The organism is Chloroflexota bacterium, from assembly GCA_020850535.1.
Taxonomy (GTDB): Bacteria; Chloroflexota; UBA6077; order UBA6077; family JACCZL01; genus JADZEM01.
Map to the genome: position 1 here is coordinate 137,894 of JADZEM010000123.1, position 18,648 is coordinate 156,541.

The window sequence follows — 18,648 nt, forward strand, 5'->3', positions numbered from 1 at the left end:
GGTGCTGGCTGCTGCCTGAATTATGCGCTGCCGCTCCCCGTACGTGGGAGAGCCTGGGGCGTTCGCCTGGCCCAGCCACGGGCGAGAACGCACAACCGCCCCGGCGCATCACCAGAGATGCGTCGGGGCGGCGCTGTGCCCAGGGGCCGCGCTGGTCAGTGCGCGTTCAGATACACCCCCCGGTCGTCGCGGACCAACGCCACGGCGAAGCCGGAGCTTGCCAGCAAGTCGGCGCACCGGTAGAGGGTATCGCTCACGGGAAACCCGGTCATGCCGGCGCTCCCGCCAGCGCCGGCGTCGCGCACGACGGCCCCGCCGTCAGCCAGGTCTTCGATCGACAGCTCGCGATACTCGTCAAGCAAGACTTTGCGGACCAGTTCAGCGCTGGACATAGCGTCATACTCCTTGCGCGCCGGCCGGGCCTCGTCGCTTCGCGGACCGTCGCCTTTCTGGGACACTGGTGCTCCAGTACGCTAAGGCAAGCTACGTGCCAGCACCCTGCGAAGCCACGCTTCGAGCGTCACCAGCAGCCAGATTTTCGCGCCGATGCGTGGCCGAACCCCGCCGAGCTTCCCTGCCAGCAGCGCGTCGAGATACCGTTCCTCGAACAGCCGGTACGGGCGCAGCCCGTCCAGCAGCCGCGCGCGGGCGGCCGGCAGCAGCGGCCCCCGGAACCACGCCTCCACGGGCACCAGCATGCCGCTCTTCGGCCGCTCCACGATGCTCGGCGGCAAGAGGTCGCGGACGGCCTGCTTGAGGATCCACTTCTCGACGGCCCCGCGCAGCCGCAGTTGCGGCGGCAGGCTGGCCGCCAGCTCCACCACTGCGCGGTCGAACAGCGGCGCGCGCGGCACGATGCCGAACGGCGCACTGAGATGATCGACCTTCGGCAGGATGTGGTGCGCGCCTTTGAACGTGATGTTGATCGCCATCAGCCGGGCCACGAAGGTCGGCCAGCGGGCGTCGGTCAGGAGCGGCGTCAGCTCGCGTTCCAACGGCAACACGCGGAGATGCTGCGCGACATCCGGCGCGAGCATGGCGTCCAGGTCGTCGTAGCATTTGCCGTGCGCCCGCAGGTAGCTGCGCTCGCGGGCGAGCGGGTCGTCCGCGCCACCGGAGGCGCCGTCCCCGAACAGCTCGGCCAGCACCATCGGCAGGTTCTTCGGGCCGCCAAAGCACGGATCGCCGCCCTCGCCGTTGAGGATGACGCCCGCGTCCTCGGCCGCCCGCCGGAACAGCAGCGCGTTCGGCACCGTCAGCGGATCGCCAATCGGCTCGCTGAGCAGCCCGATGGTCTCGTCGAGGTGGCGCAGCACCGTGTCCGGCGACAGCTCCACGATCTGGTGCTCGGTCTGGCAGTGGGCCGCCACCAGCGAGCTGAACGGCAACTCGTTGGCGTACCCTTCCCCGAACGAGACGGAGTAGGTCCGCACGGGACGGTCGTGCTGGCGACTGGCGAGCGCCACCACGAGGCTGGAGTCGAGCCCACCCGAGAGGGACGCCCCGACCGGCTCGCCGGGCGGCGGCAACCGACGCCGGACAGCCGTTTCCAGCGCCGCCCGGAGCCGCTCGGCCATGGGCGCAGGATCGGCCAGGAGCCCGGCAGGCGGCAGGCCGGCCGGCAGCCCCCAGAACCGGCCGCGCCGCGGCGTGCCAGCCCGGTAGCGCAGGCACTCCCCGGGCAGCAGCTCGCACACGCCCAGCGCCAGCGTCTCCCGCCCGGGGACGTACGCATACGAGAGGTAGCGGGCCACCGCCACGGGGTTGACCGCCCCTGGAACCAGCCCGCTCGCCAGCACAGCCGCCAGCGTCGAGGCGAAGACCAGCCCGTCAGGCGTCGCGGCGTAGAACAGGGTCCGCTCGCCCACCGGGTCTCGCGCGAGGGTCAGGGTGCCATGCTCGTCCATCCAGGCCAGGACATACGCGCCCTCGACAGCGGCCAGCCGCTCCGGCGCAAGGTGTGGACGCCAGTCGTCGAGCGAGGTGAGCGGCTGACCGTCCTGCCAGCAGCTGTCCCAGTCCGCGACGAGCGCCGCCGTCAGCCCGTTGGCGTCGGCACGCCGCGCCTCCCCAAGGATGTGTGCGCCCGGCAGAAGCTGCGCGCCCGACCCGAGCGCCGCCCGCATCCGTCTCAGCACTGCCGGATCGTCGTGCCCCAGCCGCCCATCGGCGCGCACCACCCCGCCGATCCGCCCGACCGGCCGACGGCGGACCGGAAGGCCAACGTCACCCCCCAACCCGCTGCGCGGCGCAGCTATCGGCTTCGCCGACATCATCCGAACGAGTCCGCGCCGCCGTCGTCCGCGTCGGCATCCGAGCCGAACGACTCCTCGTCCTCGATCACGATGCCTTCCTGCATGTCGTCTTCGTCCAGGACGATGGAGCCGCCGCCCTCATCATCGTCATCCTCGTCAGGCTGCCGGTTCATCGCGCGGAACAGCCGCTTGAGCACCTGGTCCGGCCGGATGGCTGCCAGCTCCAGGCTGTACTGGCGCAGCCACTCGGCCTCGCGCTCGCTGATGCCCTCCTGAGTCAGCACCGCCGCCTGGGGCGTCGCCAGCCAGACCCCCCGGAACGGCCCGGCCTGCCCGGGCCGCAGCCCCACGTCCACCACCGGCGCCTGCCCGAGAAACCAGGATGGATCGTTGCTGAGCCGGTGCGCCAGTTGGCACCCATCGACCGTGGCGTCGTGCAGCGCGAAGACGCGCAGCTTCGGGTTCCGCTTGAGCATGGCACGGACGGTCTCGAAGGGCGCGGGCGGGTAGCCGTCCGCCGTCAGGATGGCGCAGTTGTTCTCGAAGTGGAAGTTGTTGGCGAGCAGCAGATCCACCGTCTCCGGGCGGTCGCAGATCACGGCGCGGTCGAACGAGTAGTCGCCGATGTCCGCTTCGAGCTGACGGCGGGGCCGCGATGGCGACGGCAGGGCCGGCCGCTCGATCAGGCCGGGCGGCGTGCCGTGCGCCTGCACCCAGGTGTGCAGCATCGGTGCGAACTGCTCGCGGGTGAGCGGCGGCGTCAGGCGACGGCGTCCACGCAGCCACCTGACGCCTGAGCCGAGCGCCCCCAGGCCCGCCACCACCAGGATGAACAGCCCGGCCCAGCGCGAGAAGGCGAACACGACCCCCAGGATGACGACCAGCACCCCGACGCCGATCCACTCGCCGGGGGTCGGCATGCGGAGCGCGCGGGGCCGGAGCCGCCGGCAGACCTCGTAGTAGAGGTGGTCGGCTGTCCAGCGGACCTTGCCCTGCCCGGACACCCGCTCGATGGCGTGCAAGAACGCCAGATCGGTCAGCTTCGCCCCATCCTGCGGCTCGAAGGCGAACCGGCCCTTGCAGGCCGGGCAGGCCTTGTTCGAGCGGTCCTTCTTCTTGCTGTCGTGCCCGCAGCGGACGCACCTCATCGGTCAGCCCGCCCCGGGGCTGCCGGCGGACGGCATACTGCCACCGGGCGGCACGCTTCCACCGGGCGGCCGGCCGCGCCCGTCCACGAACACCCGCAGCCACCCTTCCAGCATCACCAGCGTCCAGAGCCGCTCGCCGATCCGCCGCCGGCGCGTCTCGCCCGGCTCTGGCTCACCGCGCCGCAGCCGCCCCACGTACTCGTCGCGGAACAGCCCGCGCCGCGCCAGCGCCCCCGCGCCCACCAGCTCCGCGACCAGCCCGGCCAGCGGCCCCAGCACCCAGTCGGTGATCGGCACGCTCATGCCGTACTTGCGCCGCCAGACGATCTCCTTCGGCAGCTGATTCTGGAGGATCAGCTTCAGGATGTGCTTGTCGGACGCGCCACGCAGCTTCAAGGACGGCGGCAGCGAGAACGCCATCTCGGTGAGCGCCCGGTCGAACAGCGGCGCGCGCAGATCGAGCGCCCAGGCGTTCGTCAGCCGCTCGGCCCTGGGCAGGATGCTCTGCGAGCCTTTCAAGGCCAGGTCGGCCAGCCGGATGCGGTGCAAGAACGTCGAGGCGGCCCCGCCGCTCAGGTACGGCGCGAGCAGCGCCCGACGCTGGCCCGGCCCGCCAACGCTGGCCGCGAAGGCCGGGGTGTACAGGTCGTCCTCGCGACCGTAGAAGCGGTGGTACGACTCCAGGTACCGTTCCTCCCGCGAGTCTGCGCCGAACAGATCGGCGTACAGCTCGGCGGCGATCATCGGCTTGTTCGTCCAGCCGCCGAACAACTGGTCGCCGCCCTCGCCGTTGAACACCGCCGAGAGGCCCGCGCTCCGCGCCGCCTGCCCGAGCAGGTATTGCGGCCCGGTGACAGGGTCGCCGAACGGCAGATCGAGCTTCCAGACGAGATCCCAGAACGCCGCTTCGACATCTGCCCCCTGGACCGGCACGAAGGTCAGCGGGATGCCCAGGTGATCCGCGACCGTCTGCGCCTGCTCGCGCTCGACGCTCCGCTCGCCAAAGTCCAGGCTGAACGCCTGCACGCCGACGCCGGCCTGCTTGAGCCAGACGGCCACCCCTGACGAGTCCAGCCCGCCCGAGAGGTACAGCCCGACCTCGCGCTCGCCGTTGAGGCGGCGCGCAACGGCCTGCTGGAGCCGGTCCCGGACCCGCCGTACCGCCGCCGGCTGCTCCTCCAGAGACGGCTCGATCTGCTCGCGGAGGTGGACGTAGGGCCGGCTGATAAACTGCCCCCGCTCCCAGACACCGACGTGTCCGGGCAGCAGCCGGCGGATGCCCCGGATCGGCACGTCCTCGCCCGGCACGAACGAGAAGGTCAGGTACTTGTGGACGGCCGAAGGGTCCAGCTCAATCGGCAGGCCCGGGATCTGGAGCAGTTGCTTCAGCTCGGAGGCGAAGTAGAACGCACCCCGATGCTCGACGTAGTACAGCGAGCGCACACCGAACGGATCGCGCACCAGTGTCAGGCGCGCGCGGTCAGCGTCCCACCAGGCGCCTGCGAACGCCCCGTCCACGGACTGCCGCCGGGCCTCACCCTCGGGGCCATCCGCCAGGAGCGTGGGCAGCTCGGCGGCCGGAAACGGGACTGACGGCGCCAGCGTGCCCGCGCAGGCCGCCAGATGCGGCCCCTCGCGGAAGAGGCTCGGAGACTTGCCCGGCCGGCCTCCCCACCAGCGGTACCCGAGCGCGGCCTGCGGGCTGACCTCCCGGTCCGTGCGGTCGCCACGGTACGCGATGGCCCCGAGCATGGCGTCGAGCGCAGCCGAATCGGCCGCTCCGACCCACCCACAGAGACCGCTCATCCTGCCAGCACCCCACGCGCAGGCCAGGATACCACGCGATTATCTGCGCCTCAGGCCAGCGGACCAGCGGCAGCGCCAGGCCGTGGACCTGGGGCGAGGCGTATCCCTCCTCCCCCCAGCACCACGATCTGCGATCTGCGATCCTCGGTTACGCCAGCTCTCGGACCTGCGGCGCGGCCACGATGGTGTACGCCACCACCGCGACCGACACGATGCCGGCCACGATCATCACCAGCGGCACCCCGAACACGCTGCCAAGCCCGCCTTCGAGCATCACGCCCAGCGGCACCACGCCCATCATCGTCAGCCCATGCAGGCTGATGACGCGCCCGCGCATGCGCGGGTCGGCGTGCGCCTGCAGCATCGTGTTGGTGTTGATACCCGAGAACGCCGCCACCACCCCGACGAGTGCGGCGATGACCAGCGACAGGGTGAAACTGGTGGACATCCCGAAGACGATCAGCAGCGCGCCATAGAGGCCCGCGCTCACCAGCAGCGCGAAGCCGCGCCCGCGATACGAGCCGAGCGAAGCCGCCGCCAGCGCACCGATCAGCGCGCCTGCGCCGGTCGCCGAGTTGAGCGCCCCGAGGCCCGCCGCGCCGACGTCCAGGATGTCCCGCGCGAAGGCCGGCATCAACTGGCCGAACGGGCGCGCCAGCAGGCTCAGCAGCGCCATCGAGAGCACCAGCCAGCACAGCTCAGGCGTGCGGCGGATGTAGCGCAGGCCGTCCAGCACATTCCCGAGGATGCTGCCGTTCCCGCGTGACGGGCCACGGCCAGGGACGCGCATCGCGATGGCCGCCAGCACGACTGATGAGTAGGCGACGGCGTTCAGCAGGAAGACTGGCCCCTCGCTGATCCACTCGATCAGCAGCGCCGCGATGGCCGGCCCGATGACCTGGGCCGTGTTGAACGCGACGGCCATCATGCTGAGCGCGCCAACCACGTCCTTCGGATCGACAATCGAGGAGATCAGGGCCTGGCGGCTCGGCACTTCGAAGGCGAAGGCCACGCCCGTGATAAACGCGATGGCGATGATGTGCCAGACATGAATCGTGCCGGTGATGCAGAGCACGCCGAGGATGAACGTGCACAGCGTCACGACGGCGTTGGCCGTGGCGACGATCACCCGGCGATTGTAGCGGTCGGCGGCGGCCCCGCCCACCAGCGTAAAGACCAGTCCGGGGATCGCGCGGGCCAGCCCGACAAGGCCGAGATAAAAGGACGATCCGGTCAGATCGTAGACCAGCCACCCGAGGGTGACCATCTGCATCCAGCTTCCGATGGCTGAGATGGCCTGACCGAAGAAGGCGAGACGGTAGTCTCGGTACGAGAGCGCCCCGAACTTGCCGCCACGCTGAAACATGGCGAAGCGAGACGTCGTCGTCGGTGCAGGGGCCGCAACTGGTGCGGCGGTGAGTGAAGCGGCCAGCGGCGCGGTTGCCGATACGGATGCCACGTGTCCCCGGGTCGTCGAAGCAGCAAGTAACTCAGCCGTCCTTGGGCCCCCCTCCGTGCGCGAATACCGAGTGCGCAGTGCGATACGACGGTGCAGTGTCGAGGGCCGACACCACCAGCAACAAGACAGTATACCTACCGCTCAAACGGTTTACCCGTCTGGCATGGGGACGGCCGGTCTCAGACGCGCCCCAGATCGGGTCAGGCTCGGTCGAGCCGCGCGACGGCGTACGGCAGCAATTCGACCTCCAGCCGGCCGTTGCGCACGGCCCTGCGGACGCCCTCTTCGGCACGGAAGCGCTCTGGTTCGGCCAGGGCACGGCGGGCCGTGTGCTCGTCCAGGCGGCGAGCCAGCCACTCTCCTGAAAGGCCGCTGACGGGGATGCGCAGCCGCTCGGGGGTCAGGTTCGCCAGCAAGACGCGGGTCTGCGCGCCGCGCCGGATCGCCAGCCCCATCACGCGCAGGGCATCCGTCGTCTGGCAGCGCAGCGCCTCGCCGCCGGCCAGTTCCCCGACATCCGCCAGCACGTGATAGAGCGGGTAGACGCCGCCCGCCAGCGAGGGGAAACGGACCGGGTCCGGCGCGCCGGTCGCCCGCTCCAGCACGCCCCGCCAGCCCAGCGTCTCGTAGTAGGTGATCGTGCGGACGCCGCTCGGGGCCAGCGCCGCGAGGCTGCCGACCGTCCAGGCCGCCCCCATCAGCGACGCCTGTCGGGGATCGATGCGGGAGTTGCGCTCGCCGGGCAGCGGGTCCAGCTCCGGGGCCGTCGCCACGGCATTGAAGCGCTGGCGCAGCGTCACCGGTCCGGCGTGGAGCGGCTGCTCCCCGACGAAGCGGCGGGCGCTCTCGACGGTCCAGCCCTGCGCCACCAGCGTCTCGATCGCCGAGGTGTCGTCAAAGGCGTGGACCTGGGGCGTCATCGCGTAGGTGACGCCGTCCAGCAAGTCGAGCGGCGGCCGTCCGCGATTCAGCTCGGTGAAGTTGGCGTTCGTGCCCGAGACGATGGGCACGTCGGCGGCCAGCGCGCCGAGCACACGTCGCGCACGCTGGAGCAGCGCCCGGCCCTCGTCGCTGTCCGTCACCGCCGAGGCCGTCCGGTCGAACACGAGCCAGCGGCAGACGTTCGGACGGACCATCCGCAGCAGCCGTTCGAGCGTCGCGAACTCGCCGTCGGCATCCAGCTTCAGGTGCAGCGCGATCTCCAACGGCACACCCAGCACGTCGGCGTCGGCTGCCGCGCGCCGCAGGTGCGACGAGTGCTCGATGTCGCTCGGGTTCACGTCCACGCGCAGGTACGCGAGGTTCAGCGCCCGCAGCCGGTCCCGCTCGACCGGCGACATCGCGGCGGCATCGTCGGCAACGGTGGCGATCAGCCCGATGGCCGGCAACGGCCCGGCGACCTCGTCCGTCACCGTGAAGCCCAGGTCCGGCGGCCACACTCCCCGCGGCGGCATGAAGGCCGTCGTCGCCAGGGAGAGGGTCACGGCCTGCTGGACCCCATCGCCGGCCTGGAGCTGGACGGGGAACGGCAGGCGCAGCGGCGTCCCGTAGATCTTGTAGGAGGCGTCCGTCCAGTTGCGCTGATCCTCCATCTCGAAGGTGTCGCCCTCGAACTGGACGTTGGCCGTCAGCCCCGGCAGGATCTCGTGGCTGATCCGCCCGAGATCCTTGACGGGCTGGTGCGCCGAGATCTCCTTCGGGAACGCGCTCATCTCCGTGCGCCCATCGACCTTGCGAGCCTGGAACGGCCGGCCCGCGCACGACTCGATGGGGTGCAGCACGCAGATGCCGATCCGGTTCCGCTGGAAGGCCGCCTGTGCCTCGCCATCCAGCTCGAAGCGGACCGTCCCATCCTCCGAGCCGAGGATGCGGACCCGCGCCAGAAAGTCGATCTCCCGTTCGCGGAACTGCCCGACGTAGGCGACGGTGAACGCGCGCTCGGTCTGCTGCACCTGCAGATCCGAGACGGTCATCGGCGGCGTGCGCCAGTTGCGGTCGCGGACGGCGACGTAGACGCGGCGCAGCACCTCGACGTCGCCGTAGCGGACGTAGCGCAGGTCGCCACCCTCAAGGATCATGCTGAGCGGCCCGGCCCGCAACGGGATCCGGTCGGGTGGCGGCTCTGGCGCGCCGTGCAGCAGCGCCCAACGCGACGACAGACTCACAGCGGCTCCTCCGCGATCCTCAGGCGCGGCATGATAGCGCGCCGGGGCGCCCACGGCGATGCGCGTGGGACGTGCAGGCGCGGCTCGAAGCGCTCGCCGACCTTGACGAGCGGCTCAATGAGCTGTTCGTCTCCTGGGATGCCGCGCGGGCGTGGATGCGTGAGTCGACACGCCACCTGGGCGACATGGCGCCCATGGACGCCGTGCGCGCCGGGCGGATCGACCGCGTCGTAGCGCTCATCGAGGCTATCGACTCAGGGTTCGCCAGCCAGCGCTGCTGGTCAACGGCGAGCCGCCTTCAACCGCGGCGTTCGCCACACGGCTAGAGGAACGCACCGGAGTCGAGCGCTTCGAGCGTCTCCTCGACGCGCTCGACGCCCGTGGCATGTTCAGTGTCGCCTGCTCGCAAGACCTGTAGCGGGGTCAGCCCAGCCAGATAGCGACTCGGCGCTCGCAGCCAGAGGCGCGCGCCATCGTATGACGTGAACGTCTCGCCGGAGAGCCACTTCTCGATGCTGCGCTGCTCCACGTCGAAGATGATGCGCAGATCCCGATCTTCCATTCCGAGATCGTCGATCAGGCCGCGAAGTACCTGCCAGGGAGCGAGTTGGAGCGCAGATCCGTGGGCCATGATCGATTCCAGAAACGAGTGTGCAAGCGTCTACCGTCAGCACAGTCCTCGCCGGTTGTGCACGTCAAGCTGTGTGGCACATATAGACGCTGCACAACTTGCGTTGTGCAATCCACTTCCGAGCGTGGTCGTTGCACGATCGTGTCGCCAGAGTACTCGAGAGCTGCCCGGTACCGAGGGTCACGTGTGGCGAGGCGCGGCCCCGGCCGGCATCGTCGGCGTGGCCGATCCAACAGGCCGCGGCTGGGCCGGCTGGAGCCAGCCGGCCCGCTCGATGGCCGTCAGGCTCGCCGCGCAGAGCAGCCCCACCAGCACCATCAGCGCCCAGGGCAGGCCAGCCCAGCCAGACGTCGCGGCCACGCCGAGCGCCGCCCCGCCGGCCAGATTGCCGAGCGCCGCACCCACCCCCTGCACCAGCGCATACATCCCGAAGTACGTCGCCAGGAGCCGGTTGCCGGCCAGCGCGGGGATCACCCCCGAGACGAACGGCACCGCCAGCATCTGCCCGAGCGAGAGCAGCAGGCAGCAGAGCGCCAGCGGCAGCAGGCTGAGGCCGTAGGCCAGCCAGACGGCCAGGGCGCCCGGGCCAACTGGGCCAACTGGGCCAACTGGGCCGCCGTCGAGCGTGCCGGCCAGCCCGACTGAAGCCAGCCCGGCCTGCACGGTCTCCGCGCGGACTGGCGTGAGGTCTGCCGCCAGCAGCAGCGGCACGAACGCCACCGCCATCAGCACCACCCCCAGCCCGATAGCGCGCGGCGGCTTGAGTCGCCGTTCGGCCCACTGCACCACCGGCACCTGCCCGACGATCCCGATGATCGCCAGCATCGTGAACAGCAGCCCGACGCCGCCGTCTGACTGCGTCACCCGGCGGATCTCCAGTGGCAACCCCAGGTACACCTGGTTGTAGAGGAAGAACAGCCCGAGCAGACTCAGGCAGAACAGCACGAACGGCCGGTTCCGCAGTGGCACGCCCCAGCTCTGCAGGATCGGCTGGCGGGTGGGAGTGGGCATCGCCTCGCCGTCCGGCAGGTAGCGGAACTGCAGCAGCCCGACCGCCACGAAGATCGCCGCCGCGCCGAAGCTGATCAGGCGGAAATCCACCGCGATCAGCAACGACCCGATCAGCGGCCCCACCAGCGAGCCGACGTGCTGGGTCATCTCCAGCAGGGCGTTCGCCTGGACCCGGCGCGGCCCGGCCCCGTGCGCGAGGTAGCCCCGCACCGCCGGCATGAACAACGCCCCGCCGAGGCCGATCAACGCCGTCGCCACGATCAGCCCGGCCGCCGAATCGACCAGCCCCAACATCGCGAACGACACGACCCGCAACAGGCACCCGACGACAATCGCCGGCTTGTAGCCGACCCAGTCCGCCAGCGAGCCGCCCACCAGCGACAGCCCCTGCTGGCTGAGCGTTCGCACGCCCAGGATCAGCCCGACGAGCCACAGCTCCATCCCGAGGTCGCCGGCCAGGTAGCCGGCCATGAACGGGACGATCATGTAGAAGCCGACGTTCGTCAGCAGCAGGTTGAGCAGGCAGACCTGAATCGGGCGGCCGAACGAGCGGAACGAGGCGAGGGTCTGCATCAGGTGATCGTCTGCATCAGGCGAGGATCTGCATCAGGCCGGTGGCGGCGTCTGCTCCGGCTCGGTCAGGCCGACCATGTCGAGCAGCCGCAGGGCGTTCGTTGAGCGGGCGATGCCCTCACGCACCTGATAGTCGAAGGTCATCCGCGCGCCCTCCGGGCCGTCCACCACGATCTCGGTCAGGTGGATCGCCTGGGCGGCCGCTGCGAGGTCTGGCGCATCGGCCAGGGTCAGATCGTGGGTCGAGACGGCCCCGACCGCCTGACAGCGCAGCAGCAGCCGGATCACCCGCCGGGCCGCGATCTGCCGCTCGGCGGTGTTGGTTCCCTGGAGGATCTCGTCCAGCAGGTAGAGGATGCGCGGCGCAGCAAGCTGGCCATCGGCGCTGTAGACTGGCCCGGCCGCCCGCGCCGCCTCCACAACGTCCCGCAGCCGTTCCAGCTCGGCCATGAAGAACGAGACGCCCCGCTCCAGCGAGTCTGAGATCCGCATGGCCGTCCAGATCTCCAGCGGCGGCATCCGGAGGGCCGTCGCGCAGACCGGGCCGCCGGCCTGGGCCAGCACGGCGTTGACGCCGGCCGCTCGCAAGAGGGTGCTCTTGCCGGACATGTTGGAGCCGGTCACCAGCAGGAACGTCCCTGGCGGCCCGAGAGTGAGGTCGTTGGACACGCGGTGCTGGCCGGGCAACAGCGGATGCCCGAGCTGCGCCGCCTCATACGTGGTGGCGGACGGATCGAGCTTCGGCAGCGTCCAGGTCGGGTTGTCGTGCTGGAGGCGGGCCAGCGCCGCCAGGGCTTCGGCCTCCCCGAGCGCTTCGAGCCAGCCACGCACGCTCGGGCTGGCCTGCGCCTGCCACCGCTCCAGCATGCTGAGCACGTGCACGTTCCAGAGCGTCGTCAGCTCGATGACGGGGTAGACCATCGAGGTGGCCGGCTGGGCCAGCCGCACGATGCGGTGCAGCCGGCGGATCTCCTCGGCGGCCGGCTTGCCGTCCGCCCGCAGCGCCGCGTGCAGCTTCTGGAGGGCCGGCGCCCGGAACCGCGGCTCGTCCAGGTGGGCAAGCGCCTCGGCGTACGCGCCGAGCGCCCCGGCGAAGTACCGCACACCGTTGAGCCGACCGACCGCCGCCCCGACCAGCTGCCAGCCCAGCAGGAGGTTCACCAGGATCGGCGCGATCCAGAGCGGCCAGGGCGTCAGCTCGGCAAGCTGGGCCAGCAGCAGCAGCCAGAACACCGGCGGCGAGATCCTGGCCGCCCAGACGAGCGCCTGCTTGCCGTCCAGGAAGCGGTCGCCCTCGGCCCACGCCAGAAATGGCTCGGGATCGGGCGAGGGGGAGCCGGTCGCCCGGCCCCGCCAGACCAGCTCCTCGCGCCACTCGGCCAGCGGCGCAAGCTCGGCGACGGCCGCCTGCCGGGCCTCGACGGTCGGGATGTCGGCCGGCGCGAGCAGCCAGGAGCGCAGCGTCCCCTCGCCCAGGCGAGTGCCCGTCGATTCGAGCAGGTGCAGCAGCGAGCCGTGGCCGAGGATGTCCAGGTCGGGACCGTAGGGGTGGGTCGCTTCGGCGCGGCCCTCGTGCCGCGGGGGCAGGGTCTTCCAGTCCCGCGCGATCCGCAGCAGGGCCTCCTCCGCGAGGTCGGCAAGGCCGGCCAGGTGGCGGCGGCGGCGCTCGACGCGGCGGTAGCGGCGCACCTGCGCGACAAACGCGACGAGCAGGACGGCAGCCGCTCCCCACAGACCGTAGGCGAGCGGCGGGCCGGCGAACAGCGCCCAGCCAACGGCCACCGCCAGCCCGAGGAACAGCAGCAGGCGAATGTTCGCAAGGCGAGCGGCCTGGACCGCCAGCACGGCAGCTTCGGCGCGGAAGCGGGCGCGGCGGTCCTCGTACCAGCGAGTTGGGGCGTCGGCAGCCGAGCCGAGCGCCGAGAGTGTCGAATCAGGTGGTGAGGCGTCAGGCGTGTCGATCACGCTCGGATGGTACCGGACGCACGCCCTGTCAGGAACAGCGAATCAGTCGGCGGCCCAGAGACCGGACCGCCCGCCGCCTTACGCCGAGCGATCCAGCCGGCGGTTCTCCGTCGTCCCAAGCAGGAAGTCCAGCACTCGGGCAAACTGATTCACCGAGAGGGAGGCCAGCCAGTCATCCAGCGCTTCGTCGTTGTCCTGGCGGAGCGATGTGCGGCGGCCGTCGATGGCCTCGAACTGAATGCTCTGGTCGTACCAGTTGTTTGCCAGCATTGGGGTTACTCCTGGGGGATCGGTGACGCAGGGTCGTCGGCGACGGCCTGCGGTGCATCCTGCGTTGCCTGTCGCGTTACGCTGTACCCCAAGAATCGGCGGTTTCTCGCAAAAGTACAATGGACGAAGGTCCCGGACGCCCCGGGACATTCGGATGCACAAACCGTAGCCGAACGTGCATCCCGTCAGGACGGCGTCCGTGCGCCTGGGAGCGCGCAGGCACGAGCAGCCGAAATGCGCGTCCTACCCCGCAGGCCGAGGCGCGCATCCTACCGGCCGAGCCGCGCGTCGTACGGGCGCAGCCGCCCCGGGTTGAACGCGCGGATGTTGACCGTCCGCGCGGCCCCGTCCACGATCAACTCGGCCAGGGCCTCACCCGACGCCGGGCCGTTCAGCACCCCCCAGACGCTGTGCCCGGTCCCGACGTACGCCCCGGCCACGCCGGGCACCTGCCCGACCAGCGGCAGGCCATCCGCCGCGACGGGCCGGTAGCACGCCTGCCGCGTGACGACGGCGTCGCGGCTGAAGGCCGGCGACACCACCTCGCAGAGCGCTTCCAGCCGCTCGATGGACTGGTTGTCTACCGTCACGTCGGCGGGGTCTGGCGGCAGGGCATCCTGGGTGGCGCTGTAGGCGACGTAGGTGGTGCCATCGGCGCGCGGGAAGAACTCCGGGGTCAGCACCTCGCCGGTCGGCGTCTGGTACTCCAGGAACAACGCCTCGGCCGGCACGCTCTCGCCCGTGTCGTAGATCACGCTGTGCCCCTTGTAGGCGTGGATGCCCGGCAGCGGCAGCCAGTTGGAGGCGTGGATCGACCACGGCCCCATCGCGATGACCACGGCGTCCGCCTCGATGGCGCTGCCGTCCGCCAGTGTGACGCCCCGCGCCGCCGTGCCGCGCTCGTCGAGCAGCACGCCCGTCACCTGCCCGATGCGCAGCGAGCCCCCGGCCACCTGCGCCGCCCCGATCAGCGCCTCGGTGAGCAGCCGAGGATGCACCATCGCCGTGGTCTGGTCCGAGCCGAGCTGTCCGGTCAGAGCCACCCGGTTCGAGAGCCACTTTCGCCCCGGTCGGCCACCGGCCATGCCGCGCCGCCCAAAGGCGTAGCCGCTGTAGGCGGTGACCCGCTGATACCCCCAGTCAGCGCCGAGCGTCTCGGCCAGCTCGGCGTGCAGCGCGAAGCTGCGGCGGGTCAGGGCATCCAGCGGACTCCCCATGCACCAGTCGAGTGCCAGGAACGCGCCAGCCTTCCCAGAGGAGGCGTTGGCGACGCTCGTCCGCTCGACGACGGTGACACGCACGCCACGCCGGCTCAGGAAGTAGGCCGTGGCCGCGCCAATGATGCCAGCGCCACAGATGACGACGTGCTGCTGCTCGGCCATGAGGGCGGCTCCTCTCCAGTGTGGGTCTAAACCGGGGCCTTGCTGAAAGGTGCATGCCGCGGATCGGGAGGTGAGGTTGCTCGGAGTGGGTGGGATGGTGATTCCATCGTAGACCTGGTCGGGGTAGGAACGGTCTGCGCTTGTCCTGGCCCGAGCGCGGTCGTGGCGCCCGGACCGGATGCGATGCACCGGATGCGATGCTCAGGCGGGGGCGGCCTCCAGGCGGCGTGCCAGAAACTCGACGCTCTCCAGGCAGGCCCGCGCCACGGGCGTCAGTTGCGCGGCAGGGGCCGCGAGATCGGCCTGGGTGATGCCACGGTCGAAGACGTGCGGCGCGCCGGCCAGCGTGATGAGCCGCGCCGAGACGCCGGCCGCCGTCAACGCCGCTTCCATCAGCACGGACTGCTCGAACGGCACATCCGTATCCGCCGTGCCGTGCAGCAGGAGCGTTGGCGGCCAGTCGGCATCGACGTTCCGCAGCGGGAGCCACGGCCCGAACGCAGCGGGATCGGTCAGCGGGTGCGTGCCGGCCACGTGGGTCGGCCAGACGCCGCGCTGGCGGGTCCAGAGGTAGAAGCGCATCCGACGCTGCGACGCCGACGGCTCTGGCTCGGAGACGGGCGTCTGGCCGACACCGCTCCACGCCTCCTCATCGGAGATCCGCGGCATCCGGTTGTAGAAGGGGTCCGGGCGGGCGTACCAGTCGCCGGTGATATCCCCGTACCCGTAGTATGAGACGATGGCCTGCGGACGCGGGCGAACGGTCCAGGCGGACATCAGGCTCAGGTAGCCACCGGCCGACAGCCCGACGACGCCGACGCGGCCAGGGTCCAACGCATGCGCACCGCCGTGGGCCTGCACCCAGCCGAAGGCATCCTGCACGTCCGTCAGGATCTCGGGCAGGCGCGTCTCCGGCGCGAGCCGGTAGTCGATGGCAGCAACGGCCATCCTACGCCCGAGCAACGCCTCCAGAATGCCGCGCCGTTCGAGGATGGCCGTGCGGCTGAAGCCGATCAGCGCACCGCCGTGCAGCCAGACCACCACCGGGAACGGCCCAGACCCGGCCGGACGGTACAGGTCGAGCTTGATGGCGAGATCGCCAACCTGCTTGTAGACCAGGGTCGTCGGTTCGGCGACGGTCACGGGCATGCCTCCTCGTTGGGCCGGATCATAGCAAGGGTTGAGGGAGTCGGTGTGCCCCCGGCTGGCCTGCCGCAGCCCGATGGGCAGCCTGCCCCGGAGTGTTCCTTCGCTGACCATCCGTCTGTCATCACCCGGACGGTCCTGGCAACCCTGCCCGCGCTATCCTCAACGAGACCAAGACAGGTGGCGTGGAGAGCTGCGCCGGCTGCTTGACGATGGAGGTGCGGCATGGGCGCTCCTGGGAACCGGCACGAACCGCTCTTGAGCGCCGGGCGGGTCGCCATCATCACCGGGGCCTCGTCCGGGATCGGGGAGGCGTTCGCGAAGGCGCTCGGCGCACGCGGCCTGCGCCTGATCCTGACCGGCCGGGACGCCGCGCGCCTGGCGGCCGTCGCCGAGGAGATCGTCGCGACGCACAGCGTCGAGGTCGAGCAGGTGCTGGTGGATCTTGCCGCCCCCGACGGCCCGAGCCAGCTCAAGGCCGCCGTGGATGCCCTCGGCATCGAGCCGGACATCCTCGTCAACAACGCCGGCGCTGGCTACATCGGCACGTTCATCGAGCTGCCGCTCGACGGGCAGCTTGCCGCCATCCGCCTGAACGTCGAAGCGCTGGTGACGCTGACCGGCCTGTTCCTGCCGGGCATGCTGGAGCGGGGCCAGGGCGGCATCATCAACACCTCATCGGCGGCCGGCCTGCAGCCGCTGCCGCACTACGCCATCTACGGCGCGACGAAGGCGTTCGTGAACAGCTTCACCCAGGCGCTCTGGGCGGAGGTCCGTGGGCGCGGCGTGCAGGTGGTTGCCGTCTGCCCGGGGCCAGTCGCCGATACGCGCTTTGGAGAGCGGGCGGGCGGCTCATCGCTGGACAAGTTTCCAGGACTGGCGGAAAGCCGCAAGATACCGCGCGAGCGCGTGGTGGAGGAGGCGCTCGCCGGCCTGGAGCGCAACGCCCCGCTGGTGGTGCCAGGATTGGCGAACCGGCTGCTGGCTGGCATTGCGTCGTTTGTGCCGCGCCGGGTGCAGCTGGTCGCCACCGAGTGGGTCTTCCGCCCGAAACAGGCCGGCGCCCCATCGGACACCCCCGGCGCCCCATCACACACACAGGGACGGACCGCGTGACGCTGCACATCGGGAAGGGCACACGCGCCATCGTGACCGGCGCGTCCTGGGGGATCGGCGAGACGTTCGCGGAGACGCTGGCAGCACGCGGCGCAGACGTGCTGCTGGTGGCACGGACGGAGGATCGCCTGCGCCAGCTTGCCGAGCGCCTGCGCGAACAGTACCGCGTGCGGGTCGAGATCGTGGCCGTCGATCTGGCGGATCCGGACGGCCCCCGTCAGCTCTGCGAGCAGGCCGCCGCACGCGGCTTCGAGCCGAACCTGCTGGTGAACAACGCCGGGCTGGGGGTGCTCGGGCCATTCGCAGAGCTGCCCGTCGAGCAGGCGCGCGACATGGTCCGTCTGAACGTCCTGGCGCTGACGGACCTGACCTACCGTGTCCTGACCGGCATGCAGGCGCGCGGCGAGGGCGCCATCATCAACGTCGGCTCGGCGTCCGGGTTCCAGCCGCTGCCGAACTACGGCGTCTACGCCGCCACCAAGGCGTTCGTCATCAGCTTCACGGCGGCGCTCTGGGCCGAGAACCGCCAGCAGGGCATCCAGGTGGTGGCCGTCTGCCCGGGGCCGGTCGATGCCGGCGCGCCGGAGGATCGTGCCGCGAAGCGCCGCCTGCGGAAAAAGGTGACCCGCGAGCAGGTCGTCCTGCGCGCGCTCGACGCCCTCGACGCCGACGTACCGTTCGTGCTGGCAGGAGCGCCGCCCTGGGTGGCGCGGATGGCGCTTGGGCTGCTGCCACGCCGTGCCCGACTGCGCTTCACCGGCATGCTGATGCAGCGCTTCCCGGCGATGCTGACCGGGACACGCAGCCGCAGCGCGTAGCGGTCTGCCGCCCGGGGGTCTGCCGCCCGGGGTACCATCTCTCACGGCAGACGGCTGCGTGAGGACGCGCACGGCTGTGGGAGGACGCTCATGGATCTGGAGCTGCGGGGCAAGGTCGCCGTCGTCACCGGGGGGAGTCGCGGCATCGGCAAGGCCATCGCGCGGGAGCTGGCGCTCGAAGGCGCGGACATCGCCCTGGTGGCGCGCAACGCCGAGGCGCTCGAAGCGACGCGCCGAGAGCTGGAAGCCGAGAGCGGTCGAACCGTCATCGGCGTGATCGGCAACACCTCGGATGACGACAGCGTCCGCGCGATGGCCCGCACGGTGCTGGACCGGTTCGGGCACGTGGACATCCTCATCAACGCCGCCGCCAAGCCCGGCGGCCAGCAGCCCCCGCCCCGCCTCCACGAGATCGACACGGCGGCCTTCGACGACGAGCTGCACACCAAGGTGCTGGGTTACCTGCGCTGCGCCCGCGAGTTCGTGCCCTCGATGAAAGAACGCGGCTGGGGGCGCATCGTCAACATCAGCGGGCTGGCGGCGCGCAGCACCGGCACGATCCTGGGCAGCATCCGCAACGTCTCGGTGGTGGCGCTGACCAAGAACCTCGCGGACGAGCTGGGGCCGCACGGGATCAACGTCACGGTGGTGCACCCTGGCACGACACGCACCGAGAAGACGGTGGACGTGGTCGCGGCGCGCGCCGAGGCGACGGGCCAGACGCCTGAAGAGGTCGAGCGGCAGCTGGCGGCCGGCAACTCGATTCGCCACCTGGTGGATTCCCAGGAGGTGGCCTACGTGGTGACGTTCCTCTGCTCGCCAAAGTCCATCGCGATCAACGGCGACGTGATCGCGGCCGGCGGCGGCGCGCCCCGCGCCATCCACTACTGAGGCCATCCACGC

General features: G+C 70.9%; 16 protein-coding genes. 4 read left to right on the forward strand and 12 right to left on the reverse strand.

Annotated elements, in window-relative coordinates:
• Positions 1 to 155: 155 nt before the first annotated feature.
• The 6 genes from IT306_17980 to IT306_18005 form a co-directional block, all read right to left on the reverse strand.
• Positions 156 to 392, reverse strand: a complete 237-nt coding sequence (locus IT306_17980) for a hypothetical protein (protein ID MCC7370319.1) — start codon at positions 390 to 392, stop codon at positions 156 to 158.
• 81 nt (positions 393 to 473) lie between these two features.
• Positions 474 to 2,276: an asparagine synthase gene (locus IT306_17985; GenBank protein ID MCC7370320.1), complete on the reverse strand. Its 1,803-nt coding sequence runs from the start codon at positions 2,274 to 2,276 to the stop codon at positions 474 to 476.
• Entirely contained in the window at positions 2,273 to 3,403 is a 1,131-nt protein-coding gene (locus IT306_17990; protein MCC7370321.1) for a hypothetical protein, read from the reverse strand. The genes IT306_17985 and IT306_17990 overlap by 4 nt, the downstream gene beginning before the upstream one ends.
• 3 nt (positions 3,404 to 3,406) lie before the next feature.
• Positions 3,407 to 5,209, reverse strand: coding sequence for a 7-cyano-7-deazaguanine synthase (locus IT306_17995; protein MCC7370322.1), 1,803 nt, complete (start codon positions 5,207 to 5,209; stop codon positions 3,407 to 3,409).
• Between the two features lie 148 nt (positions 5,210 to 5,357).
• Positions 5,358 to 6,575 carry an MFS transporter gene (locus IT306_18000; GenBank protein ID MCC7370323.1) on the reverse strand — a complete coding sequence of 406 codons (1,218 nt, stop codon included), beginning with the start codon at positions 6,573 to 6,575 and terminating at the stop codon, positions 5,358 to 5,360.
• 293 nt (positions 6,576 to 6,868) lie between these two features.
• Positions 6,869 to 8,833 (reverse strand): hypothetical protein, encoded by a 1,965-nt coding sequence (locus tag IT306_18005; protein ID MCC7370324.1) that lies wholly within the window; start codon positions 8,831 to 8,833, stop codon positions 6,869 to 6,871.
• A gap of 71 nt (positions 8,834 to 8,904) precedes the next feature.
• Between IT306_18005 and IT306_18010 the strand changes: the two genes are divergently transcribed.
• On the forward strand, positions 8,905 to 9,159 hold the full coding sequence (locus IT306_18010; protein MCC7370325.1) for a DUF2384 domain-containing protein: 255 nt from the start codon (positions 8,905 to 8,907) through the stop codon (positions 9,157 to 9,159).
• On the opposite strand, the gene IT306_18015 is transcribed toward IT306_18010, so the two are convergent.
• The 6 genes from IT306_18015 to IT306_18040 form a co-directional block, all read right to left on the reverse strand.
• Positions 9,156 to 9,464 (reverse strand): DUF2384 domain-containing protein, encoded by a 309-nt coding sequence (locus tag IT306_18015; protein MCC7370326.1) that lies wholly within the window; start codon positions 9,462 to 9,464, stop codon positions 9,156 to 9,158. The two genes, IT306_18010 and IT306_18015, sit on opposite strands and share 4 nt — an antisense overlap.
• Before the next feature lie 180 nt (positions 9,465 to 9,644).
• The gene (locus IT306_18020) at positions 9,645 to 11,048 is read right to left on the reverse strand and encodes an MFS transporter (protein ID MCC7370327.1); all 1,404 of its coding nucleotides are present in this window, start codon (positions 11,046 to 11,048) and stop codon (positions 9,645 to 9,647) included.
• Between the two features lie 33 nt (positions 11,049 to 11,081).
• Entirely contained in the window at positions 11,082 to 13,013 is a 1,932-nt protein-coding gene (locus tag IT306_18025) for a DNA mismatch repair protein MutS (GenBank protein MCC7370328.1), read from the reverse strand.
• 78 nt (positions 13,014 to 13,091) lie between these two features.
• A complete protein-coding gene (locus IT306_18030; protein ID MCC7370329.1) occupies positions 13,092 to 13,283 on the reverse strand; it encodes a hypothetical protein in 192 nt (63 codons plus the stop codon).
• 269 nt (positions 13,284 to 13,552) lie between these two features.
• Entirely contained in the window at positions 13,553 to 14,665 is a 1,113-nt protein-coding gene (locus IT306_18035; GenBank protein ID MCC7370330.1) for an FAD-binding oxidoreductase, read from the reverse strand.
• A 201-nt stretch (positions 14,666 to 14,866) separates the two neighbouring features.
• On the reverse strand, positions 14,867 to 15,808 hold the full coding sequence (locus IT306_18040; protein ID MCC7370331.1) for an alpha/beta hydrolase: 942 nt from the start codon (positions 15,806 to 15,808) through the stop codon (positions 14,867 to 14,869).
• Positions 15,809 to 16,036: 228 nt separating this feature from the next.
• On the opposite strand from IT306_18040, the gene IT306_18045 reads away from it, so the two are divergent.
• The 3 genes from IT306_18045 (at position 16,037) to IT306_18055 (ending at position 18,636) form a co-directional block, all read left to right on the forward strand.
• The gene (locus tag IT306_18045; GenBank protein ID MCC7370332.1) at positions 16,037 to 16,927 is read left to right on the forward strand and encodes an SDR family oxidoreductase; all 891 of its coding nucleotides are present in this window, start codon (positions 16,037 to 16,039) and stop codon (positions 16,925 to 16,927) included.
• Positions 16,924 to 17,745 (forward strand): SDR family oxidoreductase, encoded by an 822-nt coding sequence (locus tag IT306_18050; protein ID MCC7370333.1) that lies wholly within the window; start codon positions 16,924 to 16,926, stop codon positions 17,743 to 17,745. The genes IT306_18045 and IT306_18050 overlap by 4 nt, the downstream gene beginning before the upstream one ends.
• A gap of 90 nt (positions 17,746 to 17,835) precedes the next feature.
• The gene (locus IT306_18055; protein MCC7370334.1) at positions 17,836 to 18,636 is read left to right on the forward strand and encodes an SDR family NAD(P)-dependent oxidoreductase; all 801 of its coding nucleotides are present in this window, start codon (positions 17,836 to 17,838) and stop codon (positions 18,634 to 18,636) included.
• Positions 18,637 to 18,648: the final 12 nt, after the last annotated feature.

What these genes read in the sequence shown, in the direction of transcription:
- IT306_17995 (MCC7370322.1), bottom strand. Translation starts at nt 5,209, where the DNA reads ATGAGCGGTCTCTGTGGGTGGGTCGGAGCGGCCGATTCGGCTGCGCTC.
- IT306_18045 (MCC7370332.1), top strand. Translation starts at nt 16,037, where the DNA reads ATGGGCGCTCCTGGGAACCGGCACGAACCGCTCTTGAGCGCCGGGCGG.
- IT306_17985 (MCC7370320.1), bottom strand. Translation starts at nt 2,276, where the DNA reads ATGATGTCGGCGAAGCCGATAGCTGCGCCGCGCAGCGGGTTGGGGGGT.
- IT306_18020 (MCC7370327.1), bottom strand. Translation starts at nt 11,048, where the DNA reads ATGCAGACCCTCGCCTCGTTCCGCTCGTTCGGCCGCCCGATTCAGGTC.
- IT306_18015 (MCC7370326.1), bottom strand. Translation starts at nt 9,464, where the DNA reads ATGGCCCACGGATCTGCGCTCCAACTCGCTCCCTGGCAGGTACTTCGC.
- IT306_17980 (MCC7370319.1), bottom strand. Translation starts at nt 392, where the DNA reads ATGTCCAGCGCTGAACTGGTCCGCAAAGTCTTGCTTGACGAGTATCGC.
- IT306_18000 (MCC7370323.1), bottom strand. Translation starts at nt 6,575, where the DNA reads ATGTTTCAGCGTGGCGGCAAGTTCGGGGCGCTCTCGTACCGAGACTAC.
- IT306_18035 (MCC7370330.1), bottom strand. Translation starts at nt 14,665, where the DNA reads ATGGCCGAGCAGCAGCACGTCGTCATCTGTGGCGCTGGCATCATTGGC.
- IT306_18030 (MCC7370329.1), bottom strand. Translation starts at nt 13,283, where the DNA reads ATGCTGGCAAACAACTGGTACGACCAGAGCATTCAGTTCGAGGCCATC.
- IT306_18055 (MCC7370334.1), top strand. Translation starts at nt 17,836, where the DNA reads ATGGATCTGGAGCTGCGGGGCAAGGTCGCCGTCGTCACCGGGGGGAGT.
- IT306_17990 (MCC7370321.1), bottom strand. Translation starts at nt 3,403, where the DNA reads ATGAGGTGCGTCCGCTGCGGGCACGACAGCAAGAAGAAGGACCGCTCG.